This window comes from Nocardioides iriomotensis (genome assembly GCF_004168035.1).
In the GTDB taxonomy this organism is placed as follows: Bacteria; Actinomycetota; Actinomycetes; order Propionibacteriales; family Nocardioidaceae; genus Nocardioides_B; species Nocardioides_B iriomotensis.
Genome location: NZ_SDPU01000038.1, coordinates 13,962 through 33,237, shown reverse-complemented (window position 1 = coordinate 33,237; position 19,276 = coordinate 13,962). Strand labels below are relative to the sequence as shown.

Genomic DNA, 19,276 nt, shown 5'->3' with positions numbered 1-19,276 from the left:
CTGTCGGAGGGGCAGATCGCCGAGGCGATGGGGATCAGCCGCGGGACCGTGAAGTCGACCGCGAGCCGCGCCCTCACCGCCCTCGAACGCCAGCTCGGGTCGATGGCGGTGACCGGATGAGCGCCCCGGTGACGCCTCCCGGCCTGGAGCAGCGGCTCACCGCCGCGCTGCACGCACGCGCCGACCTGGTCACCCCGGACGACCTCACCACGCTGCTCGTGCCCGCCGCGCCCCGGCGCCGGTCCCGCCGCACGGCGGTCCTCGCCGGACTGGCCGCCGCGGCCGTGGTCGCCGGGGCCGTCGTCGCGGTGCCGCTGCTGGACGACGGCCGCCCCGAACGCGGGCCGGCGCCCGCCGGACCCACGCCGAGCCCGTCGCCGGACACGGTCGACGGGCAGGCGGTGGACCGGCTCCGCGTGGACGTCGACGGTGACGGCACCCCCGACGACGTCCGCCTCGTCGGCGCCGACCTCGAGGTCGCGCTGGCGAGCGGGACGACGGCGACCTGGCCCGTCGGCGCCGGAGCCCGGCTGCTGCCGTGGGCCGACGTCGGGACCTCCCGCCCCGGCCTGGTGGTCCTGCCGGCACCCGGCGCCGAGGAGGGCGGAGCCGTCGTCACCTGGCGCGACGGCACGCTCACGCCGATCGACGCGCAAGGCCTGCTGGCCGACCGGCCGGGTCGCGTGGTCTGGGTCGACGAGACGCGCGCGCTGCACAGCGGGGAGTACGACGCGGGTGTCCCCGACGACGAGCGGGTGCTCGTCCAGGCCACGTCGTACCACCAGGTGCGCGGCGAGCTCCTCGGCACACCGGTCGGCGAGCAGTGCTGGGACCGGCTGGCCGAGGCCACCCCGGTGGCGTGCGAGCAGCTGCCGGCGATGGACGCCGACCCGTCACTGATGTTCCCGGTGGTCGAGGACCGCTACCCGGTGGGCGAGCCGCACGGACAGCTCTCCGGCGACTTCGAGAAGGTCGTGCTGCGCCGTGCCGGCGACGAGTTCGAGCTCAGCTACACCTGGGACGGCGTCGAGAGCACCGCACCGGTGCGCACCGTCGTCGCGCCGGAGCTGCTCGGCTCGGCGATCGCCTCCAGCCTGGACGCGCCCGCGGTCGTCGTCGGCTACGAGTCCGGCGACAGCACGAGGATGCAGGTCTACGCGCCCACCAGCGAGGGCTTCCGGGCACTGGACGTCGCGGACGGGCGGTTCCTCGGCGACGGCTTCCTCGCCGGCTCCGGGGGGCAGTACCTCCACCAGCGCACCTGGACGTCGCAGCGGTCGGGCCTGTGGTCGGCCCAGCAGGTCTCGGCGGACGAGCCCGACCGGTACCTCGTCACCCGCTGGACGGTCGACGACACCACGCTGGTGCCGGACGACCAGGGCGAGGCCTGCCTCGACTTCAGCCGAAACCGTCGGCTCCCCGACGCAACCTGCGGGGCCTCCTGAGGCGTCAGGAGGGAGAGACCGTCACACGCCGGCGGTCGCCGCGGCGGCTGGGTGCTCGCGGCGACCGCAGGGGCCGTCGGCGCGCACGTCCAGCGTCGACGAGGCGACGTCGATCGCGACGGTGGCGAGCGTGCGGTGCCAGAGCACCGGGTCCATCGCCCGGTCGGGGTGACAGCAGATCCCGCCCACCTCGCCCTCCGGCTCGTGGTCGGTCATCGCCGCGACCACGTCGGCCGGGGTGGCCGGCGGGGTGCCGCCGAACGCCGCGAGCAGCTTGTCGCGCCGGGTCGTGCTGGAGTCGCTGATCGTGGAGGCGAGGCAGCCGGCCTCGCCCTCGGGCGAGACGAAGTGGTTGGTGCGGACCAGCAGGCCATCGGCGGGGTCGAGCCGGCCGGGGCCACCCGGGAACAGCTCGAACGTCGCGCCCGTCCCGGACCGGTCCACGACCGTCAGCGAGGTCGACGCCGAGGTCGGCGCCTGCACGATCCGGACGGCGTCGTCGAACGACGTGGCCTCGTCCATGATCCGGCGGCTGAGCAGGTGCACCGGGTAGCCGATCGTGCCCTCCGCGACCCGGGCCGCGTCGTTGGCGTGGTGCAGCATGTTGAGCATCACGCCCACGCCGTACCCGTTGACGCCGATCTTGCCGAGCATGCCGTACTCCGTGACCGTCTCCACGACGCGGCCGTCGGGCTGCTCGTAGCGCCAGTGGAACCAGCCGTCGCTCATCGCGTCGTACCAGTCCCAGGTCTGCACCGCGAACGGCGAGCCGCCCGGCGGAGCCGACACGACCGACGAGCACTCGCTCTGGCCCGTCGGGTTGGCCGCGACCAGCAGCTCGGTGCGCGCGTTGACCGCCGCGATCTCCTCGACGGGGCGGCCGGCGCCCTCGGCGATGCCGGCGATCTCGTCGGCGTGCACCGGCGCGACCCGGGTGATCGTGTCCCACGCGCGCTCGGCCCACAGGTCGACGTCGAACTCGCCGCCGGCGCGGGTCACCCACAGCCGGCGGTACGACGCCACGGTGGCGGCGATCTCGGCGCGGAACCGCTCGCCGAGCTCGATGCCGCGCTCACGGGGCGGCAGGACCGATGAGGTGAAGGTGGTGACGGGTGCGCTCACCCGGCCACGCTATCCCGCGTCACCGGGGCACGCGCACGAGCAGGCGGCCGTGCAGCACCTCGCAGCACATCTCCTGGCCCGGGCCGATCGCGTCGCCGTCGAGCTGGCGCGGGGTCTCGTCGCGCGCGCGGATCGAGACCTTCTTGCCGGTCATCCGGTTCACCAGCTCGTCGGACCGCTTGCCCTTGCTGAGCACCCGCAGCGCGAGCGGGATCCACGACAGGAACCGGCTCGGGTGCAGCAGCACCACGTCGAGGATGCCGTCGTCGATCGCGGCGTCGGGCAGCAGCGGCATGCCGGCGGTGAGGTAGCCGACGTTGCCGACGACGACGGTGCGGGCGCGGTGCTTGGTCCACGGGCCGTCGTCGACGGAGACCTCGAGCCGGACGGGCGGGAACATCAGGTTCTTCACGCCGGACACGACGTAGGCGAGCCAGCCGACCTTCGCCTTGATCTCCTCGCTGGCGCCCTCCATGATCGCGGCGTCGAAGCCCATCCCGGCCATCACCATGAAGTGGGAGTCCTCGGGGATGCCGTCGCCGCTGATCTTCACCAGGTCGATCGCCCGGTCCTGACCGTTGAACGCCACGTCGATCGCGGCCTGCAGGAACAGCGGGATGTCGAGGTTGCGGGCGAGCAGGTTGCCGGTGCCGGCGGGCAGCACGCCGACCGAGATGCCGGTCCCGGCCAGCTCGCCGCACACCGTCCGGACCGTGCCGTCGCCGCCGCAGACGATGACCAGGTCGGCGCCGTCGATCGCGGCCTGCTCGGCCATCGCGCGGCCGGGGTCCTCGATCGTGGTCTCGTACCAGGACGGGCGGCTCCAGCCGAGCTCCGCGGCGGTGCGCTCCAGCATCGCCTTGAACACCGGGACGTCGTCGACCTTGATCGGGTTGAGCACGACCGCCACCTGCCGGGTCGTCGGCACCGGGCTGGCGAACGCCTCCACCGGGCGCGCCCGCGGCGTCGGGTCGTAGAGCAGGGCACCGGCCAGCACCCAGAAGACCCCGACGGCGTAGCCGGCGACGACGTCGGTCAGGTTGTGCACACCGAGCAGCACCCGGTCGGCGCCCACGACGAGCACGAGCGTGAGCGCGACGAAGACCACGGCCCGCTGGACCGACCGCCGGCGGACCAGGATCAGGCTCAGCATGATCGCCACGCCGGCGCCGGACGCGATCCCCGAGGAGTGGCCCGACGGGAACGAGTAGCTCTGCAGCAGGTGCAGCGGCTGCTCCCACACCGGACGCTCGCGGTCGATCAGGTTCTTCAGGCCGGTGGTCGTCAGCGAGGCCGCGAGCATGACGCCGACGGTCCAGTACGCCGGACGGCGGTGCTTGCGCGTCCAGAGCGCGACCGCTGCGATCGCGGTGTACACCGTCATGGCCACGGTTCCGAAGGCGTGGTCGATGAACAGCAGGACGCCGACGAGCCAGGTCTGGGCCGACGTCCAGTCGAACGCCACCACGCCGACGTCGCTGTCCACGACGTCGAGCCGGTCCAGCTTGACCAGGACGGCGAGGGAGACGACGACCACGGCACACAGCACGGCCCACACCGTCATCGCACGACGGGTGCGTCGGGTGAAGGTCAACTGCTCTCCTGGGTGGTGTGCGCGCCTGCTCGGCCGGTGACGGGTCCCGGGCCGCGTCAAGTATGCCGACGGCTCGTATGCTCGAGAGTGCCCGGCGGCTCCGTGCCTCACGCGTGGGCCGTCCAGTTCGTCGCCGACCGGGGGGGTGTGAGATGTCGCTCGTCGGAACAGTCGCCGCCTCGGTGAGCCTGGCCCTCACCGGCCCGGCGCTGATGATCGGCGGGAACTTCCCCGGCTACGGCACCCTGCGCGGCGACGACCCGCCCGACCAGGTCACCGCGGCGGTGCTGCGCGCCGACCCGGCGCCCGAGACCGGCGGGCACGTGTCCTTCAACGACCCGACCGGCGACCACGACCAGCAGTTCGCGCTCGTCGACCGGATCGACCGGGCGATCGCGTCCTCCAGCCGCGACGCCACGATCCGGCTGGCGGCGTACTCCTTCGCGATGCCGTCGACCTCCGAGGCCCTCGTCCGGGCGCACGCCCGCGGCGTGAACGTCCGGGTCGTCGTCGACGACCACAGCGCCCACTGGGGATCGGTGAGGCGGCTGGAGAAGGCGCTGGGCACGGACACCTCGGCCCAGAGCTTCGTCAAAGTCTGCAAGCTGTCGTGCCGCGGCGGCCGCGGCAACCAGCACGCGAAGTTCGTGACCATCTCCGACGGCACCTGGGGCCGCAAGGGCAACCTGCACGACAACCTCGTGCTGGTCGGCTCGCTGAACCTCACCAACTTCAGCTCGCAGCGGCAGTGGAACGACCTCTACATGGCCTCCGACCGGGAGGCGCACGACCAGCTCGCCGACGTGTTCCGGGGGCTGGTCAACGACACGCCGCAGCCGCGGATGCGGCTGGGCGAGACCGGCACCGGCTTCGCGACCGACGTGGCGCCGTACCGCGTCTCCTCGCGCGCGGACGACCCGATCGAGAGCCGGCTCGCCCGGGTGCGCTGCCAGGGCGCCTCGCTCGTCAGCGGCGACCACGGTCGCACGGTGATCCGGATCTCGATGCACGCCTGGAACGGCGACCGCGGCATCGTGCTCGCGCGGCAGGTCGCCCGGCTGCACCGGCGCGGGTGCGACGTCAAGGTGCTGTACGGCGTGGGGATGGGACGGGTCGTCGCCAACACGCTGCGCGACGCCGGCGTGCCGATCCGGGACAGCAAGGGAGCCGACGGCCGGCGGGTGCACCACAAGGTGATGGTGCTGTCGGGCGTGCTCGGCCGGCAGACCGACGCCAACTACGTGTGGACCGGGTCGCACAACTGGTCCGACCGCTCGCTGCGCAACGACGAGATCATGTTCCGGATCTCCGGCCGCGCCCTGGTGCAGGCCTACCTCGCGAACTTCCGCACGATCTGGAAGGTCGCGAAGCCCTGAAACCCGCTGGCGCGCGCTCGATAGGCTGAGCGGGTGATCGACCCACGACTGCTCCGCGACGACCCCGACCGCATCCGCGCTGCCCAGGCCAAGCGCGGCCTGTCCGCGGACGTGGTCGACCAGGCCCTGGCCGCCGACGAGCAGCGCCGCTCCTCCATCACGGAGTTCGAGCGGCTGCGGGCCGAGCAGAAGCAGCTCGGCGCGCAGATCCCGAAGGCCCAGGGCGACGAGAAGCAGGCTCTGCTCGCGCGCACCAAGGAGCTCTCGGCCGCCGTCAAGGAGGCCGAGGCCGCGCAGAACGTCGCCGAGGAGAGCTACCGGGCCGCGATGTCGGCGATCCCCAACCCGGCCGCCGATGAGGCGCCGGCCGGCGGCGAGGACGACTTCGTCGTGCTCGAGCACGTCGGCACCCCGCGCGACTTCGCGGCCGAGGGCTTCGAGCCGCGCGACCACGTCGAGCTCGGCCGGATCCTCGGCGCGATCGACATCGACCGGGGCGCGAAGGTGTCGGGCGCGCGGTTCTACTACCTCACCGGCGTCGGCGCCGACCTCGAGCTGGCGCTGGTCAACCTCGCCATGGACCAGGCGCGGGCCGCCGGCTTCACGACCGTGATCCCACCCGCGCTGGTCAAGCCACGTGCGATGGACGGCACCGGCTTCCTCGGCCAGGCCGCCGACGACGTCTACCGGATCGAGGGCGAGGACCTCTACCTCGTGGGCACCTCGGAGGTCCCCCTCGCGGCGTACCACTCCGACGAGATCCTCGACGCCGACACGTTGCCGCGCCGCTACGCCGCGTTCAGCCCGTGCTACCGCAAGGAGGCAGGCTCCTACGGCAAGGACACCCGGGGCATCATCCGGGTGCACTGGTTCGACAAGGTCGAGATGTTCTCCTACACCACCGTCGAGGAGTCCTTCGCCGAGCACCAGCGGCTGCTGGCCTGGGAGAAGGAGTTCCTCACCAAGCTCGGCCTGGCCTTCCGGGTCATCGACGTGGCCGCGGGCGACCTCGGCCTGTCCGCGCAGCGGAAGTTCGACTGCGAGGCGTGGATCCCGACGCAGGGCAAGTACCGCGAGCTCACCTCGACCTCCAACTGCACCGACTTCCAGGCCCGGCGGCTCGACATCCGCGGCCGGTTCCCGGCCGACCAGGGCGGCACCCGCCCGGTGGCGACGCTCAACGGGACGCTGTGCGCGATGACCCGCACGATCGTCGCGCTGCTGGAGACCCACCAGCAGGCCGACGGGTCGGTGCTCGTGCCGGAGGCGCTGCGCCCCTACCTGCAGGGCCGCGAGGTCCTCAAGCCGGTCGTCCCGTGACGGGACCGAACGGCGACGGCCGCCGGGGCTGGCAGCCCAAGCTCGTCGCGCTCGACATCGACGGCACCCTCTTCGCCAACGTCCCGGCGACCGGCCAGGTGACCGAGGAGGTCGCGCCGGCGGTGCGCGAGGCGATCCGCCGGGCCGCGGAGGCCGGCGCCCACGTGGTGCTGTCCACGGGCCGGTCGACGTTCGGGATCACCCGGGTCTGGGACCAGCTCGGCCTGCCGATCGACGGCTCCGGCCCGGTGCACACGGTGGCGAGCAACGGCTCGGTGGTGTTCTCCTACCCGCCGGTCGAGGTGCTGAGCACGGTCACCTTCGACGCGAGCCGGCTGGTGCGGCTGCTGCTCCAGGAGGTGCCCGAGGCCGCGGTCGCGGTCGAGGAGATCGGCGTCGGCTACCGGCTCAACCGGCCCTTCCCCGACGGCGAGATCACCGGCGAGATGACGATCCAGTCCGTCGACGAGCTCGTCGCCGAGCCGGTCACCCGCGTGATCATCCGCGACCCGCACTCGTCGGAGGAGGAGTTCGTCGCGCTGGCCGAGAAGCTCGGCCTCCAGGGCACCAACTACTTCATCGGCTGGACCGCCTGGCTCGACCTCGCCCCCGACGGCGTCTCGAAGGCCTCGGCCCTCGCCGAGGTGTGCCAGCGGCTCGGCGTCGCCCAGTCCGACGTGCTCGCGATCGGCGACGGCCGCAACGACACCGAGATGCTGCGCTGGGCGGGCCGCGGGGTGGCGATGGGGCAGGCGCCGCTCGAGGTCCAGGAGGCCGCCGACGACGTCACCGAGACCGTGCACAACGACGGCGTCGCGTTCGAGCTCGCCCGCTGGTTCTAGACGTGGGCCTAGTCTGAGGCTGCCCTCACCCACCGCCGAGGAGACCGAGATGTCGCGCACCGACCAGCCGTTCTCCGTCGCGTACTCGTTGAGCCGGCTCCTGCCGGCCGACCCGTGCGCGGTGTTCGCCGCGTGGACCACCGCCACCGGCCTGGCCGCCTGGCTCGGTCCGGAGGAGTACGACGTACCGTCCGGGCGGGCGGTCATGGACGCCCGCGCCGGGGGCACCTGGGGGCTGGTCATGGTCGCGCCCGACGGCAGCGAGTCCCGGCTCGGCGGCAAGGTCCGCGAGGTCGACCACCCCCGCCGCCTGGTGCTCACCACGGGCGATCCCGCGAACACCGCGGGCGACACCGCCTCGGTGGTGACGCTGCAGCTCGTCTCGGCCGGCGACGGCACGTCCATGCACTTCCACCAGGCGGGGGTGAACACCAGCTCGGAGCACGCCGAGCAGGCGCGCCAGGGCTGGCTGCACTTCTTCGACCGCCTGGAGCGGCACCTGCGCTCCACCTGACAGACTCGACACGTGCTGAGCCTGGTCGCGACCGACCTCGACGGCACCCTGCTGCGCAGTGACGGCACCGTCGGCGCGCGCACGGTCGCCGCGCTGGAGGCGCTCGACGAGCGTGGCGTGCTCGTCGTGTTCGTGACCGGCCGGCCGGTCCGCTGGATGGAGGCGCTCTGGCAGCACGTCGGCGCGCACGGCCTCGCGATCTGCTCCAACGGCGGCGTCGTCTACGACGTCGAGGCCGGCGCGGTGCGCAGCTACCGCACCATCCCGGTCGAGATCGGCCTGGACGTGGTCGAGCGGCTGCGTGCGGGGATCCCCGGCACGACCTTCGCGGTCGAGCGGACCACCGGCTTCGCGAAGGAGCCGGCGTACGTCGAGCGGCACCGGCTGCCGCCCGGCGCGCCGGTCGGGCCGATGTCCGAGGTGTTCGACGACCACACCGTCAAGCTCCTCGCGCGCCACGACGAGCTCGACGCCGAGGCGTTCTGGCAGCGGGCGCAGGAGATCGTCGGCGACGTCGTGACAACGACCTGGTCGTCGACGGGCGCGATGGTCGAGATCAGCGCCTTCGGCGTCACCAAGGCGGCGACGCTCGCGCTGCTCGCGGAGGAGCAGGGGGTCGGTCCCGACGACGCCGTGGCCTTCGGTGACATGCCCAACGACCTGCCGATGCTGGAGTGGGCCGGCACGTCGTACGCCATGGCCGGCGCCCACCCCTCCGTCCTCGAGCTCGCCGAGCACGTCGCCCCGGGCAACGACGAGGACGGGGTCGCCCGGGTGCTGGAGCGGCTGTTCGACCTGTGAGCGTTCCGACGCGGATTTCCGATCCCGGCGTTACGCTCCAGTTCAGGAACCCAACGGGAGATCGGCGGAGCGCCGATGGGACGGCTCGACCAGCAGTGGGACGCGTGGCTCGACCTCACGGCCGAGCTGGTGCGGCGGCCTGCCGCGACCGCGATGCCGCACCAGGAGATCCAGGTCCTGCTCGCCGAGCAGTTCGAGTGCCGGACCTCCTTCACCAGCCTCCGGCCGGACCAGAGCCTCAGCTTCGACATCCTCGGTGGGGCGCCCACCGACGACGAGGAGGAGCTCGACTTCTGGCGGCGGGAGGGACCGCGCTCGCACCCGCTCATCCAGTGGTTCGCCCGCACCGGGTCGACCGACCCCATGACGATGGGCCGTGTGCCCACGGGCTGGGTGTCCGCCGAGGGCCGCGAGCGCGTGATGGCGTCGCTCCGCGCCGTCGACCTCGACGAGCAGCTGTCGATCCCGTGCCGCGCGGGTGCGCAGGGCACCTGGGCGTTCGCGCTCGGGCGGACCGGGGACGACTTCGACGACGAGGCCCTCGCGCTCGCCCACCGCGTCCAGCCGCTGATCGTGCTGGTCGCCAGGCAGGTGGTCGCGGTCGACGGCGACGCGGACGCCGCCGTACCCGCCGACTGCCTGGGGCTCACCGGACGCGAGCTGGCCGTTCTGCGGCTGCTCTGCGAGGGCTACACCGGTCCCGCGATCGCGCGCCGGCTCGGCACCGCGCCCGCCACCGTGCGCAAGCACCTCGAGAACGTCTACCGCAAGCTCGGCGTGCACGACCGGCTGATGGCCTACCGGGTCGCGCAGGAGGCCGGCCTGGTCGACGGTGCCTCGGGCTCCGACCGGACCTCCGCCTGACCCCCCGACCTCGGCTACGTGCTTGTGCGTATGTCGTCCGCTCAGGGGGCTGTCGCACGCTGCTGGGAGGGCCGCCCGTGCGGGGACGGGCCGCGCCCGGGACAGGAGGGCCGGCCGCGTGCCTCTGGGCGGGGGAGGTCGGAGACGGGGGTTGACGACGAGAACGCGAGCCGCCCTCCTCGTCCGGGCTTTCCGGCGCCTCCGGTCCGGGCGAGCCCCCTTCCGATATCGCCCGATCTCGGCAAGAGTGGCCTCCTGCCGGTGTGACCGCAGTCACCCGGCGAGACGGAGTCACCCAGTCACACCCGGAGGTGCGCGATGTCATCGAAGGACCCGGTCGGCGCCACGCGCGAGGCGCTCGCCGCCCTCACTGCTGCGGCCGCCCGCGTGCGTCACGAGTACGGCGACACGCTCGGCGTGCGCCGGCTGACCACCGACGTCGACCGGATCGCAGCCGACCTCGACGAGCTCGGGGAGCCCAAACCCGGCCACGTGCCGGGCGTCGACCGGGGCTCGCTGCTGGAGGTCCCGGACGACCCCTACGACGAGAGCATGTGGCAGGACGCCGAGTCCGAGGGGCAGCACGCCCACTGACCGGTCCGCCGACCCCGCCCCGCACCCGTTGAACGAGAGGCACCCCATGTCGACTGGCGTCCGTAGTACGGGTCGCGCGCGCATCGAGGAGAAGACGCTCAGGCAGGACCGGTGGTGGCTCTACCCCGCCGTCACCTTCACCGTGTTCACGGCGTTCGTCGTCTACGCGACCTGGCGCGCGTTCATGGGCAGCGACTACTACGCCTCGCCGTACCTCTCACCGTTCTACTCGCCCTGCCTCGGCGGCACCTGCGTGGAGGGCTCGGCCGACTTCGGGACGCCGTTCGAGTTCTGGCGGCTGTCCCCGGCGCTGATCATCCTGATCTTCCCGCTGGGCTTCCGGATGAGCTGCTACTACTACCGCAAGGCCTACTACCGGTCGTTCTGGCTGAGCCCGCCCGCGTGCGCGGTCGCCGAGCCGCACGGCAAGTACTCCGGCGAGACGCGGCTGCCACTCATCCTCAACAACGTCCACCGCTACTTCTTCTACGCCGCGGTCCTGGTGGCCCTGGTGCTCAGCTTCGACACGGTGCTGACGTTCCGCGACGCGGACGGCGACTGGGGCCACATGGGCCTCGGCACCGTGATCTTCCTGGTCAACATCGCGCTGATCTGGGCCTACACGCTCGGCTGCCACTCGTGCCGCCACGCGGTCGGCGGTCGGCTGCGGCACTTCTCCAAGCACCCGGTGCGCTACCGCGCCTGGACGCTGGTCTCGAGGCTCAACGCCGACCACGCCCGCTACGCCTGGCTGTCGCTGTTCTCCGTCGCGATCGCCGACTTCTACGTCTACCTGCTCGCCACCGGCACCATCACCGACCCGAGGTTCTTCTAGATCACCCCACGACGCTGCTCGCTCCCCCGCTTCGCTCCTCCGCTCGCACCGCCGCGGGGACCCCGAAAGGCTCTGAATGACTGAGGCAACACATGACGACCGTCATCCGATGACCGGCAACCGCACGGACGCGGGTGTCGACACCGGGATCGAGCGCCACGAGTACGACGTCGTCGTGATCGGCGCGGGTGGCGCGGGCCTCCGCGCGGCGATCGCGGCCCACGATGCGGGCGCGCGCGTGGCCATCGTGTGCAAGTCCCTGCTGGGCAAGGCGCACACCGTGATGGCCGAGGGCGGCATCGCGGCCGCGATGGGCAACCTCTACGCCGACGACAACTGGCGGGTGCACTTCCGCGACACCATGCGCGGCGGGAAGATGCTCAACAACTGGCGGATGGCGCAGCTGCACGCCCAGGAGGCGCCGGAGCGGGTGCTCGAGCTCGAGGAGTGGGGCGCGCTCTTCGACCGCACCGCGGACGGCCTGATCTCCCAGCGCGACTTCGGCGGCCACCGCTACGCCCGGCTCGCCCACGTCGGCGACCGCACCGGGCTGGAGATGATCCGCACCCTCCAGCAGCGGGCGGTCGACCTCGACATCGACGTGTTCATGGAGTTCACGGTCACCGAGCTGTTCCGCGACCCTTCGACAGGCTCAGGAGGGACAGGCGGCCGGATCAGCGGTGCCTTCGGCTACTGGCGCGAGACCGGCCGCTTCGTCGTCTTCGAGTCGCCGACCGTCGTGCTCGCCACCGGCGGCATCGGCAAGAGCTACCAGGTGACGTCGAACTCCTGGGAGTACACCGGCGACGGCCACGCCCTCGCGATGCGCGCGGGCGCCTCGCTCATCAACATGGAGTTCGTCCAGTTCCACCCGACCGGCATGGTCTGGCCCCCGTCGGTCAAGGGACTCCTCGTCACCGAGTCGGTGCGCGGCGACGGCGGCGTGCTGAAGAACGCCGAGGGCGAGCGGTTCATGTTCGACTACATCCCCGAGTTCTTCAAGAAGGAGACGGCCGACACCATCGAGGAGGCCGAGGGCTGGTACACCGACAAGAAGAACCACCGCCGCCCGCCCGAGCTGCTCCCCCGTGACGAGGTCGCCCGCGCGATCAACTCCGAGATCAAGGCCGGCCGCGGGTCACCGCACGGCGGCGTGTACCTCGACATCGCGAGCCGTCGCAGCCCCGACTTCATCAGGCGCCGGCTGCCGTCGATGTACCACCAGTTCAAGGAGCTCGCCGACGTCGACATCACCCAGGAGCCCATGGAGGTCGGGCCGACCTGCCACTACGTGATGGGTGGGGTCGAGGTCGACGCCGACACCGAGCAGAGCATCGTCGAAGGTCTGTACGCCGCGGGCGAGGTGGCCGGCGGCATGCACGGCTCCAACCGGCTCGGCGGCAACTCGCTGAGCGACCTGCTGGTCTTCGGCCGGCGCGCCGGCCACAACGCGGCGTACCACTCCATGCGCACCAAGCAGCGGCCGACCGTCAGCGCCGAGCAGGTCAAGGCCGCCTCGGCGGCGGCGCTGCACCCGTTCGAGGTGGAGGGCGGAGAGAACCCGTACACGATCCAGACGGACCTGCAGGACGTCATGCAGCGACTGGTCGGGATCATCCGCACCGAGGCTGAGCTGCGGGACTCGCTCGCCGAGATCGAGCGGCTCAAGGAGCGGGCCAAGCGCCTCTCGGTCGAGGGGCACCGGCAGTACAACCCGGGCTGGCACCTCGCTCTCGACCTCGCCAACATGCTCGTCGTCTCCGAGTGCATCGCCAAGGCCGCGCTCGAGCGGCAGGAGTCGCGCGGGGGGCACACGCGTGACGACTACCCCACGCCCGACGACGGGTGGGGCGCGCTGAACCTCGTCCTCACGCTGCCGTCGGACAGCGACTCCGTCGACCTGAAGCACCAGCCGCTGCCGGTCATGCCGGACGACCTGAAGACGCTGTTCGAGGAGAGCTGATGGGCTACAACCTGAAGATGCGGGTCTGGCGCGGCGACGCGTCCGGCGGCGAGCTCGGCGACTACAACGTCGCGGTCGAGGAGGGCGAGGTCGTCCTCGACGCGATCCACCGGCTCCAGGCGACGCAGGCCGGCGACCTCGCCGTGCGCTGGAACTGCAAGGCCGGCAAGTGCGGCTCCTGCTCCGCCGAGATCAACGGCCGGCCCCGGCTCATGTGCATGACCCGGCTCTCCGACTTCGACGAGTCCGAGACGATCACCGTCACGCCGATGCGCGCCTTCCCGGTGATCCGCGACCTCGTCACCGACGTCTCGTACAACTACGAGAAGGCCAAGCAGCTCCCCGCCGCCCGGCTCACCCCCCGCGACCCCGACGGCAAGCGCCGGATGAAGCAGGAGGACGTCGAGCGCGGCCAGGAGTTCCGCAAGTGCATCGAGTGCTTCCTGTGCCAGAACACCTGCCACGTCGTGCGCGACCACGAGGACAACAAGCAGGCGTTCGCCGGCCCGCGGTTCTTCCTGCGGTACGCCGAGCTCGACATGCACCCGCTCGACACCCACGACCGGCGCGCCCTCGCGCAGGAGGCCGCCGGCATCGGGATGTGCAACATCACCAAGTGCTGCACCGAGGTCTGCCCCGAGGGCATCAAGATCACCGACAACGCGATCATCCCGATGAAGGAACGCGTCGTGGACCGCAAGTACGACCCGGTCGTCTGGCTCGGCGAGAAGATCTTCAAGCGCTCCGACCGCGGCACCCGCTCCGAGGAGCACGGTCCGGCGTAGGGGCGCGAGAGGCCACATCCCCACCGGCTTCGTCGGCGTGTCGTGCGTCGAGTGGCCTCTCGCCGTACGGTCGGGGCATGGCACTTCTCGACCAGCAGGAGATCGACAACGCATTGTCCGGTGACCTGTCCGCGTGGTCGCAGGACGGCGACACGCTCGTGCGGGAAGTGGAGGCGCCGTCGTTCCTCGAGGGCATCGACGCGGTACGGCGGGTCGCGGAGGTCGCCGAGGAGGCCGACCACCACCCCGACATCGACATCCGCTGGCGGACGCTGACGTTCCGGCTCTCGACGCACTCCGAGGGCGGGATCACCGCGAAGGATCTGGCGCTCGCCGGTCAGATCGACGGGCTGGTCTGACGCACCAAACCCGCGTCACAGGTGCTTCCCGCCGACTCCTCAGAGGTACATCCCGCTGCGACCCGGGTCGTCGCCCTCGTCGTGCGGGTGACCGGCGCGGGCGGCGCGGGCAGCCTGGGCGGCCTGCAGCGCCTCGTCGCTGGGCACCATGCCGGGCGGCAGGGCGCGGCGCATCTGCTCGAGCTGGGCCCGGGCGGCGACCTGCTGGGCGTAGATCGCGGTCTGGATGCCGTGGAACAGGCCCTCCAGCCAGCCGACGAGCTGCGCCTGGGCGATGCGCAGCTCCGCCTCGGACGGGGTGTCGGAGCTGAACGGCAGCGACAGCCGCTCCAGCTCCTCGACCAGCTCCGGCGCGAGCCCGGCCTCGAGCTCCTTGATCGACGAGCGGTGGATGCCGGCGAGCCGGGCGCGGCTGGCCTCGTCGAGCGGTGCCGCCTTCACCTCCTCGAGCAGCTGGCGGATCATGCTGCCGATCCGCATGACCTTCGCGGGCTGCTCCACCAGGTCGGTGATCTGGCGCTCCGTCTCCTCGGCTTCCTCCTCGGACAGCTCGGCGCTGTGCCGGCCGCCCGCGCCGCCGGCGACGGCCATGCCGTCGGGGCCGATCACGACCACGTGCGGGTCGTCGGTCTGCTCGGGGCGGGTTTCGCTCATGGGGTCCACCCTACGAGGCGGGCGTGAGCACGATCTTGCCGCTGTGACCGCTGTCGGCCATCAGCGCGTGCGCCTCGCCGACGCGGTCGAGCGGCAGCGTCGTGTGCACGATCGGCCGTACGGCGCCGTCGGCGACGAGCGGCCAGACGTGCTCGACGACAGCGGCGCAGATCGCGGCCTTCTCCTCGGTCGGCCGCGAGCGCAGGGTGGTCGCGATCACCGCGGCGCGCTTGCGCAGCAGCGTGCTGATGTCGAGCTCGGCCTTGGCCCCGCCCTGCATCCCGATGATGACGAGCCTGCCCTCGAGCGCGAGGGCGTCGATGTTGCGGTCGAGGTACTTCGCGCCCATGTTGTCGAGGATGACGTCGACCCCGCGACCGTCCGTCGCGCGCCGTACCTCCTCGACGAAGTCCTGCTCCCGGTAGCCGATCGCCACGTCCGCGCCGAGCGAACGGCACAGCTCCAGCTTCTCCGCGGAACCGGCCGTGGTGAGCACCGTCGCGCCGAGCGCGTGCGCCACCTGGATCGCGTGCGTGCCGATCCCGCCCGCGCCGCCGTGCACGAGCAGCGTCTCGTCGGCCCGCAGCCCGGCCACCATGAACACGTTGGACCACACCGTGCACGCCACCTCGGGCAGCGCCGCCGCGCTCACCAGGTCGAGGCCCTCGGGCACCGGCATCAGCTGCCCCGCAGGTACGGCGACCTTCGAGGCGTAGCCGCCACCGGCGAGCAGCGCGCACACCTCGTCGCCGACCTGCCAGCGCTCGACCCCCTCGCCGACGGCGGCGACGGTGCCGGAGCACTCGAGCCCGAGCACGTCGGAGGCGCCGGGCGGCGGCGGGTAGTGGCCCTGCCGCTGGAGCAGGTCGGCGCGGTTGACGGCGGTGCCGGCGACGTCGAGCACGACCTCGCCCGGGCCCGGCTCGGGGTCCGGAAGGTCGCGGACGGTGAGGACCTCGGGTCCTCCGGGCTCGGTGACGACGACGGCACGCATGGGGCCGACGCTAGCGAAGCGCCCCAGGCGCTCAGGGACGGGCGGTCACTCGGCGTCGACGAGGTCGTCGTCGACCTCGACCTCGACGTCCTCCATCTCGTCCTTCTCGCCGCCCCACTTCTCGGCCAGCTCGGTCACCCGGCCGGCCAGCTCCTCGAGCTTCTCGGGGCTGGCGTCGGAGAGGGCCGCGGCGTAGCCGAGCAGGAAGGTCGAGATCGGCGCGGCCACGCGCTCGACGGCGTGGGCGGCGTCGCGCGCCACGTCCAGGATGATGCCCTCGTCGATCTCGGCGTCGATGTCCAGCGCGTCGCAGAGCTCGTCGATCCAGTCGTGCAGGGTCACCCATCCAGCGTCTAACGGTCCCTGCCAAGTTGCAAGACCGGTCAGCCCCCCGATGCGCTGAGCGCTCCCCGCACCAGGTCGATCGTCTCGTCGTCGCTCAGCCCGGCGACGCGGGCTGACCGGGCGAACGCCTTCGCCTGGGCCAGCAGCGCCGGCTCCACCTCGCTGCCGCTGCCCGCCTGCACGATCGTGCCGACCCGGCGCCGCGTGGTGACCAGGCCGCCCGCCTCCAGCTCGCGGTAGGCCCGCGCGACGGTGTTGGTCGCCACCCCCAGGTCGGCCGCGAGCGCCCGCACCACCGGCAGCTTGTCGCCGGGCTGCAGCGCCCCCGCGCGGATGTGGCCGGCGAGCTGGGCGCGCACCTGCTCGTACGGCGGGGTGGCGGCGAGCAGGTCCAGCGTCACGCTCACCGCGGGGGTGGCGGTCACACGCGCACCGGGTGCTGCGGCAGCGCCGAGCGGGTGAGCCGCGGGACCGGGAACAGCAGCGCCACCAGGGAGAGCACGCCGCACAGCAGGCCCGCCAGGGTGGCGGCGACGGCGACCGCGCTCGCGAACGCGCCGTCGTGGACCCGCTGGGCGGCGCTCCCGCCGTAGAACAGGTCGGCGGCCAGCGTCAGCAGCACCGCGAAGGTGAGGATCCGGAAGGCGCGTGCGGCCGACGACCGGCGCAGCAGCGCGTCGGTGGCGGGGTCGGCGGTCACGACGGCGGCCCGGTTGGTCGCGGCCCACAGCACCAGGGCGACCAGCGCGACGGCGATGACCAGCGCGGCCAGCTGCGGCCCGCCGTACACGACGCCGGGGAAGGGGCCCGCGGTGGCGGAGACCCGGTTGCCCACCGACGTGGTGGTGATCGTGCGGCCGGACCCGTCGGCGAGCACCGCCCCCACCACGACGACGAGGGCGAGGCCGCCGGAGACCAGGAGCGCCGTCACGGCCCAGCCGCCGCGGGCCAGGTCGCGAACCCTGCGGTCGCTGAGGACGGCGGTGCGCGTGGCGCCCTTCGGTCGCGGCCAGGTCAGCTCCCCCACCAGGAGCACGACGAGCGCGCCGGCCGCGGCGAGCAGGGGCACGGCCGCGGCCAGCACCGGTGTCCCCTGCAGCGAGCGCGCGGTCATCCCGGTGAGCACGACCGCCCCGAGCAGCAGCACGGTCGTCGCCACGACCGAGACCACGACGCCGTGCCGGCGGGCGGACGCGACCTCGTGCGGGAGGGCGGCGTCCGGCGAGTGCGTCGCCGCCAGCACGACCAGCACGACGACGCCGACGAGCAGCAGCCCGAACAGCGGCACGACGAACAGCAGGCCAGCGGCCATGCTCCACCCCCGACGATCCAATGACTGAATGAGTTAGGTCATTGAATCATTGGGGCGCCACGCCCGCAACCGGTTCAGCCGCCGAGGTCGCGCAGGTCTTCCCAGGTGTCGACGTCGCGGGCCTCGTCGCCGACCGGGGCGACGGGCGCGATCCGCAGCCCACCCAGCAGGCGGCGGACCGGCAGGCCGTGCTCGTCCTCACGGGACGCCGGCCGGGCCGCGGTCAGGGACGCGGTGCGGTACACCGCCGCCAGCGGTTGCTCGCGACCGTCCGCGTCGACCAGCCAGGCGCCGTCCACCGCGGCGTCGGCCTCCACCGCCCAGGTCAGCCGCGCGACGGTCCCGGCGTCCACCCGCGGCATGTCGACCGCGAGCACGCAGACCAGGTCGGGCATCCGCCAGAAGCCGTCCAGGCCCGCCAGCAGCCCGGCCGCGGGACCGCCGCCGGCGGGATCCTCCCGGGTGAACGTCACCGGACGGGTGGTCGGCACCTCGGTCCCGACCACGACGACCTCCAGCGCCGACATCGTCGCCGCCAGCGCGCGCTCGAGGAGCGTGACGCCGCCGAGCTCGATCGAGGCCTTGTCGATCCCGTCCATCCGTGCGGCCGTGCCACCGGCGAGGACGACGGCCCCGAGGCGCAGCGGCCCGGGCGTCGGGACGTGGTCGGTCACGCCGGTCAGTCTGGCAGGCTGGCTCGCATGGCCGCAGACAGCACGGAGCGCAGCCCCGGGCGCAGCACGAGGCTGACCGTCGCCCTGGTCCAGCGCGCCTCGAGCCTCGACCCGGCCGACAACCGCGCGGCCCTCTCCGTGGTCGGCGACGCCGTCCGGCACGACCCACGCCCCGGGCTCGTGGTGCTCCCCGAGGCGTTCGCCCGGGACTTCGGCAAGCCGGGCTCGGACGTGTCGGCGTACGCCGAGCCGCTCGACGGACCGTTCGTCGACGCCGTCGCCGAGCAGGCCCGCACGCACGGGGTCACCGTCGTCGCCGGGATGTTCGAGACGAGCGACGACCCCGCGCGCCCCTACAACACGCTTGTCGTGCTCGGGCCCGACGGCGGGCTGCGGGCGTCGTACCGCAAGATCCACCTCTACGACTCCTTCGGCTACAAGGAGTCCGACCGGCTCGTCGCCGGCACCGTCGAGCCCGTGCTGGTCGACGTGGAGGGCGTGCGGGTCGGCCTCACCACCTGCTACGACCTGCGCTTCCCCGAGCTCAGCCGGTCCCTCGCCGAGCGCGGCGCCGAGCTCCTGCTGGTCCCCGCGGCCTGGGTGGCCGGCGAGCGCAAGGTCGAGCACTGGCGCACGCTGGTCACCGCGCGGGCGATCGAGAACACCGTGTACGTCGCCGCGGCCGGCCAGCCCGCGCCCCGCTACACCGGCCACTCGCTGGTCGTCGCGCCGAGCGGCGACGTGCTCGCCGAGACCGACGACGCCGACGGTCGCGTGGTCACCGCGACGGTCGACCTGGGCGAGCTCGATGCGGTCAGGCGGACCAACCCGTCCCTGCTGAACCGCCGGATGTAGCGCTACGCCCCAGCCGATATCCTGCGGG

Annotated in this window: 22 protein-coding genes; 14 read left to right on the top strand and 8 right to left on the bottom strand. The window is 72.7% G+C overall.

Translation table 11 applies throughout. The features are described 5' to 3' along the window. On the top strand, positions 1-120 hold the full coding sequence (locus ETU37_RS24015) for a sigma factor-like helix-turn-helix DNA-binding protein (RefSeq protein WP_420819125.1): 120 nt from the start codon (positions 1-3) through the stop codon (positions 118-120). Then, on the top strand, positions 117-1,445 hold the full coding sequence (locus ETU37_RS22855) for a hypothetical protein (RefSeq protein WP_129989790.1): 1,329 nt from the start codon (positions 117-119) through the stop codon (positions 1,443-1,445). The genes ETU37_RS24015 and ETU37_RS22855 overlap by 4 nt, the downstream gene beginning before the upstream one ends. Positions 1,446-1,466: 21 nt before the next feature. On the opposite strand, the gene ETU37_RS22850 is transcribed toward ETU37_RS22855, so the two are convergent. Both ETU37_RS22850 and ETU37_RS22845 read right to left on the bottom strand, forming a co-directional pair. Next, positions 1,467-2,567 carry a C45 family autoproteolytic acyltransferase/hydrolase gene (locus ETU37_RS22850; protein WP_129989788.1) on the bottom strand — a complete coding sequence of 367 codons (1,101 nt, stop codon included), beginning with the start codon at positions 2,565-2,567 and terminating at the stop codon, positions 1,467-1,469. A 19-nt stretch (positions 2,568-2,586) separates the two neighbouring features. Beyond that, positions 2,587-4,161 carry a bifunctional phosphatase PAP2/diacylglycerol kinase family protein gene (locus ETU37_RS22845; RefSeq protein ID WP_240755905.1) on the bottom strand — a complete coding sequence of 525 codons (1,575 nt, stop codon included), beginning with the start codon at positions 4,159-4,161 and terminating at the stop codon, positions 2,587-2,589. A gap of 152 nt (positions 4,162-4,313) precedes the next feature. Between ETU37_RS22845 and ETU37_RS22840 the strand changes: the two genes are divergently transcribed. The 11 genes from ETU37_RS22840 (at position 4,314) to ETU37_RS22790 (ending at position 14,414) form a co-directional block, all read left to right on the top strand. Next, positions 4,314-5,537, top strand: coding sequence for a phospholipase D-like domain-containing protein (locus ETU37_RS22840; RefSeq protein WP_165372654.1), 1,224 nt, complete (start codon positions 4,314-4,316; stop codon positions 5,535-5,537). A gap of 33 nt (positions 5,538-5,570) precedes the next feature. Next, on the top strand, positions 5,571-6,857 hold the full coding sequence (gene serS, locus ETU37_RS22835) for a serine--tRNA ligase (RefSeq protein ID WP_129989784.1): 1,287 nt from the start codon (positions 5,571-5,573) through the stop codon (positions 6,855-6,857). Next, a complete protein-coding gene (locus ETU37_RS22830; protein WP_129989782.1) occupies positions 6,854-7,699 on the top strand; it encodes an HAD family hydrolase in 846 nt (281 codons plus the stop codon). The genes serS and ETU37_RS22830 overlap by 4 nt, the downstream gene beginning before the upstream one ends. Positions 7,700-7,748: 49 nt before the next feature. After that, positions 7,749-8,213, top strand: coding sequence for an SRPBCC family protein (locus ETU37_RS22825; protein ID WP_129989780.1), 465 nt, complete (start codon positions 7,749-7,751; stop codon positions 8,211-8,213). A gap of 12 nt (positions 8,214-8,225) precedes the next feature. Beyond that, entirely contained in the window at positions 8,226-9,014 is a 789-nt protein-coding gene (locus ETU37_RS22820) for an HAD family hydrolase (RefSeq protein ID WP_129989778.1), read from the top strand. A gap of 75 nt (positions 9,015-9,089) precedes the next feature. Then, positions 9,090-9,878, top strand: coding sequence for a response regulator transcription factor (locus ETU37_RS22815; protein WP_129989776.1), 789 nt, complete (start codon positions 9,090-9,092; stop codon positions 9,876-9,878). Between the two features lie 318 nt (positions 9,879-10,196). Next, positions 10,197-10,472: a hypothetical protein gene (locus ETU37_RS22810; RefSeq protein ID WP_129989774.1), complete on the top strand. Its 276-nt coding sequence runs from the start codon at positions 10,197-10,199 to the stop codon at positions 10,470-10,472. A gap of 46 nt (positions 10,473-10,518) precedes the next feature. After that, positions 10,519-11,307 carry a hypothetical protein gene (locus ETU37_RS22805; protein ID WP_129989772.1) on the top strand — a complete coding sequence of 263 codons (789 nt, stop codon included), beginning with the start codon at positions 10,519-10,521 and terminating at the stop codon, positions 11,305-11,307. A 109-nt stretch (positions 11,308-11,416) separates the two neighbouring features. Continuing rightward, entirely contained in the window at positions 11,417-13,270 is a 1,854-nt protein-coding gene (locus tag ETU37_RS22800) for a fumarate reductase/succinate dehydrogenase flavoprotein subunit (protein WP_165372653.1), read from the top strand. Beyond that, positions 13,270-14,055 (top strand): succinate dehydrogenase/fumarate reductase iron-sulfur subunit, encoded by a 786-nt coding sequence (locus ETU37_RS22795; RefSeq protein WP_129989768.1) that lies wholly within the window; start codon positions 13,270-13,272, stop codon positions 14,053-14,055. The genes ETU37_RS22800 and ETU37_RS22795 overlap by 1 nt, the downstream gene beginning before the upstream one ends. Positions 14,056-14,132: 77 nt before the next feature. Further along, positions 14,133-14,414, top strand: a complete 282-nt coding sequence (locus ETU37_RS22790) for a 4a-hydroxytetrahydrobiopterin dehydratase (RefSeq protein WP_129989766.1) — start codon at positions 14,133-14,135, stop codon at positions 14,412-14,414. Between the two features lie 39 nt (positions 14,415-14,453). Here ETU37_RS22790 and ETU37_RS22785 read toward each other — a convergent pair whose 3' ends face one another. From ETU37_RS22785 to mobA, 6 genes are all read right to left on the bottom strand, one after another. Next, a complete protein-coding gene (locus ETU37_RS22785) occupies positions 14,454-15,068 on the bottom strand; it encodes a bacterial proteasome activator family protein (protein ID WP_129989764.1) in 615 nt (204 codons plus the stop codon). Positions 15,069-15,078: 10 nt separating this feature from the next. After that, positions 15,079-16,062 carry an NAD(P)H-quinone oxidoreductase gene (locus ETU37_RS22780; RefSeq protein ID WP_129989762.1) on the bottom strand — a complete coding sequence of 328 codons (984 nt, stop codon included), beginning with the start codon at positions 16,060-16,062 and terminating at the stop codon, positions 15,079-15,081. Between the two features lie 45 nt (positions 16,063-16,107). Then, the gene (locus ETU37_RS22775) at positions 16,108-16,404 is read right to left on the bottom strand and encodes a DUF6457 domain-containing protein (RefSeq protein ID WP_129989760.1); all 297 of its coding nucleotides are present in this window, start codon (positions 16,402-16,404) and stop codon (positions 16,108-16,110) included. 41 nt (positions 16,405-16,445) lie between these two features. Further along, positions 16,446-16,832, bottom strand: coding sequence for a GntR family transcriptional regulator (locus ETU37_RS22770; protein ID WP_240755904.1), 387 nt, complete (start codon positions 16,830-16,832; stop codon positions 16,446-16,448). Continuing rightward, complete coding sequence (locus ETU37_RS22765; RefSeq protein WP_129989758.1) at positions 16,829-17,719, bottom strand: hypothetical protein; 891 nt, start codon at positions 17,717-17,719, stop codon at positions 16,829-16,831. Before ETU37_RS22765 ends, ETU37_RS22770 begins: the two co-directional genes overlap by 4 nt. Before the next feature lie 74 nt (positions 17,720-17,793). Next, positions 17,794-18,393, bottom strand: coding sequence for a molybdenum cofactor guanylyltransferase (gene mobA, locus ETU37_RS22760; RefSeq protein WP_240755903.1), 600 nt, complete (start codon positions 18,391-18,393; stop codon positions 17,794-17,796). A gap of 27 nt (positions 18,394-18,420) precedes the next feature. Here mobA and ETU37_RS22755 point away from each other — a divergent pair, with 27 nt between their 5' ends. Further along, a complete protein-coding gene (locus ETU37_RS22755; protein ID WP_129989756.1) occupies positions 18,421-19,248 on the top strand; it encodes a carbon-nitrogen hydrolase family protein in 828 nt (275 codons plus the stop codon). Positions 19,249-19,276 lie beyond the last annotated feature (28 nt).

What these genes read in the sequence shown, in the direction of transcription:
- ETU37_RS22780 (WP_129989762.1), bottom strand. Translation starts at nt 16,062, where the DNA reads ATGCGTGCCGTCGTCGTCACCGAGCCCGGAGGACCCGAGGTCCTCACC.
- ETU37_RS22755 (WP_129989756.1), top strand. Translation starts at nt 18,421, where the DNA reads ATGGCCGCAGACAGCACGGAGCGCAGCCCCGGGCGCAGCACGAGGCTG.
- ETU37_RS22765 (WP_129989758.1), bottom strand. Translation starts at nt 17,719, where the DNA reads ATGGCCGCTGGCCTGCTGTTCGTCGTGCCGCTGTTCGGGCTGCTGCTC.
- ETU37_RS22800 (WP_165372653.1), top strand. Translation starts at nt 11,417, where the DNA reads ATGACCGGCAACCGCACGGACGCGGGTGTCGACACCGGGATCGAGCGC.
- ETU37_RS22810 (WP_129989774.1), top strand. Translation starts at nt 10,197, where the DNA reads ATGTCATCGAAGGACCCGGTCGGCGCCACGCGCGAGGCGCTCGCCGCC.
- ETU37_RS22795 (WP_129989768.1), top strand. Translation starts at nt 13,270, where the DNA reads ATGGGCTACAACCTGAAGATGCGGGTCTGGCGCGGCGACGCGTCCGGC.
- ETU37_RS22815 (WP_129989776.1), top strand. Translation starts at nt 9,090, where the DNA reads ATGGGACGGCTCGACCAGCAGTGGGACGCGTGGCTCGACCTCACGGCC.
- ETU37_RS22840 (WP_165372654.1), top strand. Translation starts at nt 4,314, where the DNA reads ATGTCGCTCGTCGGAACAGTCGCCGCCTCGGTGAGCCTGGCCCTCACC.
- ETU37_RS22790 (WP_129989766.1), top strand. Translation starts at nt 14,133, where the DNA reads ATGGCACTTCTCGACCAGCAGGAGATCGACAACGCATTGTCCGGTGAC.
- ETU37_RS22805 (WP_129989772.1), top strand. Translation starts at nt 10,519, where the DNA reads ATGTCGACTGGCGTCCGTAGTACGGGTCGCGCGCGCATCGAGGAGAAG.
- ETU37_RS22855 (WP_129989790.1), top strand. Translation starts at nt 117, where the DNA reads ATGAGCGCCCCGGTGACGCCTCCCGGCCTGGAGCAGCGGCTCACCGCC.
- ETU37_RS22825 (WP_129989780.1), top strand. Translation starts at nt 7,749, where the DNA reads ATGTCGCGCACCGACCAGCCGTTCTCCGTCGCGTACTCGTTGAGCCGG.
- ETU37_RS22785 (WP_129989764.1), bottom strand. Translation starts at nt 15,068, where the DNA reads ATGAGCGAAACCCGCCCCGAGCAGACCGACGACCCGCACGTGGTCGTG.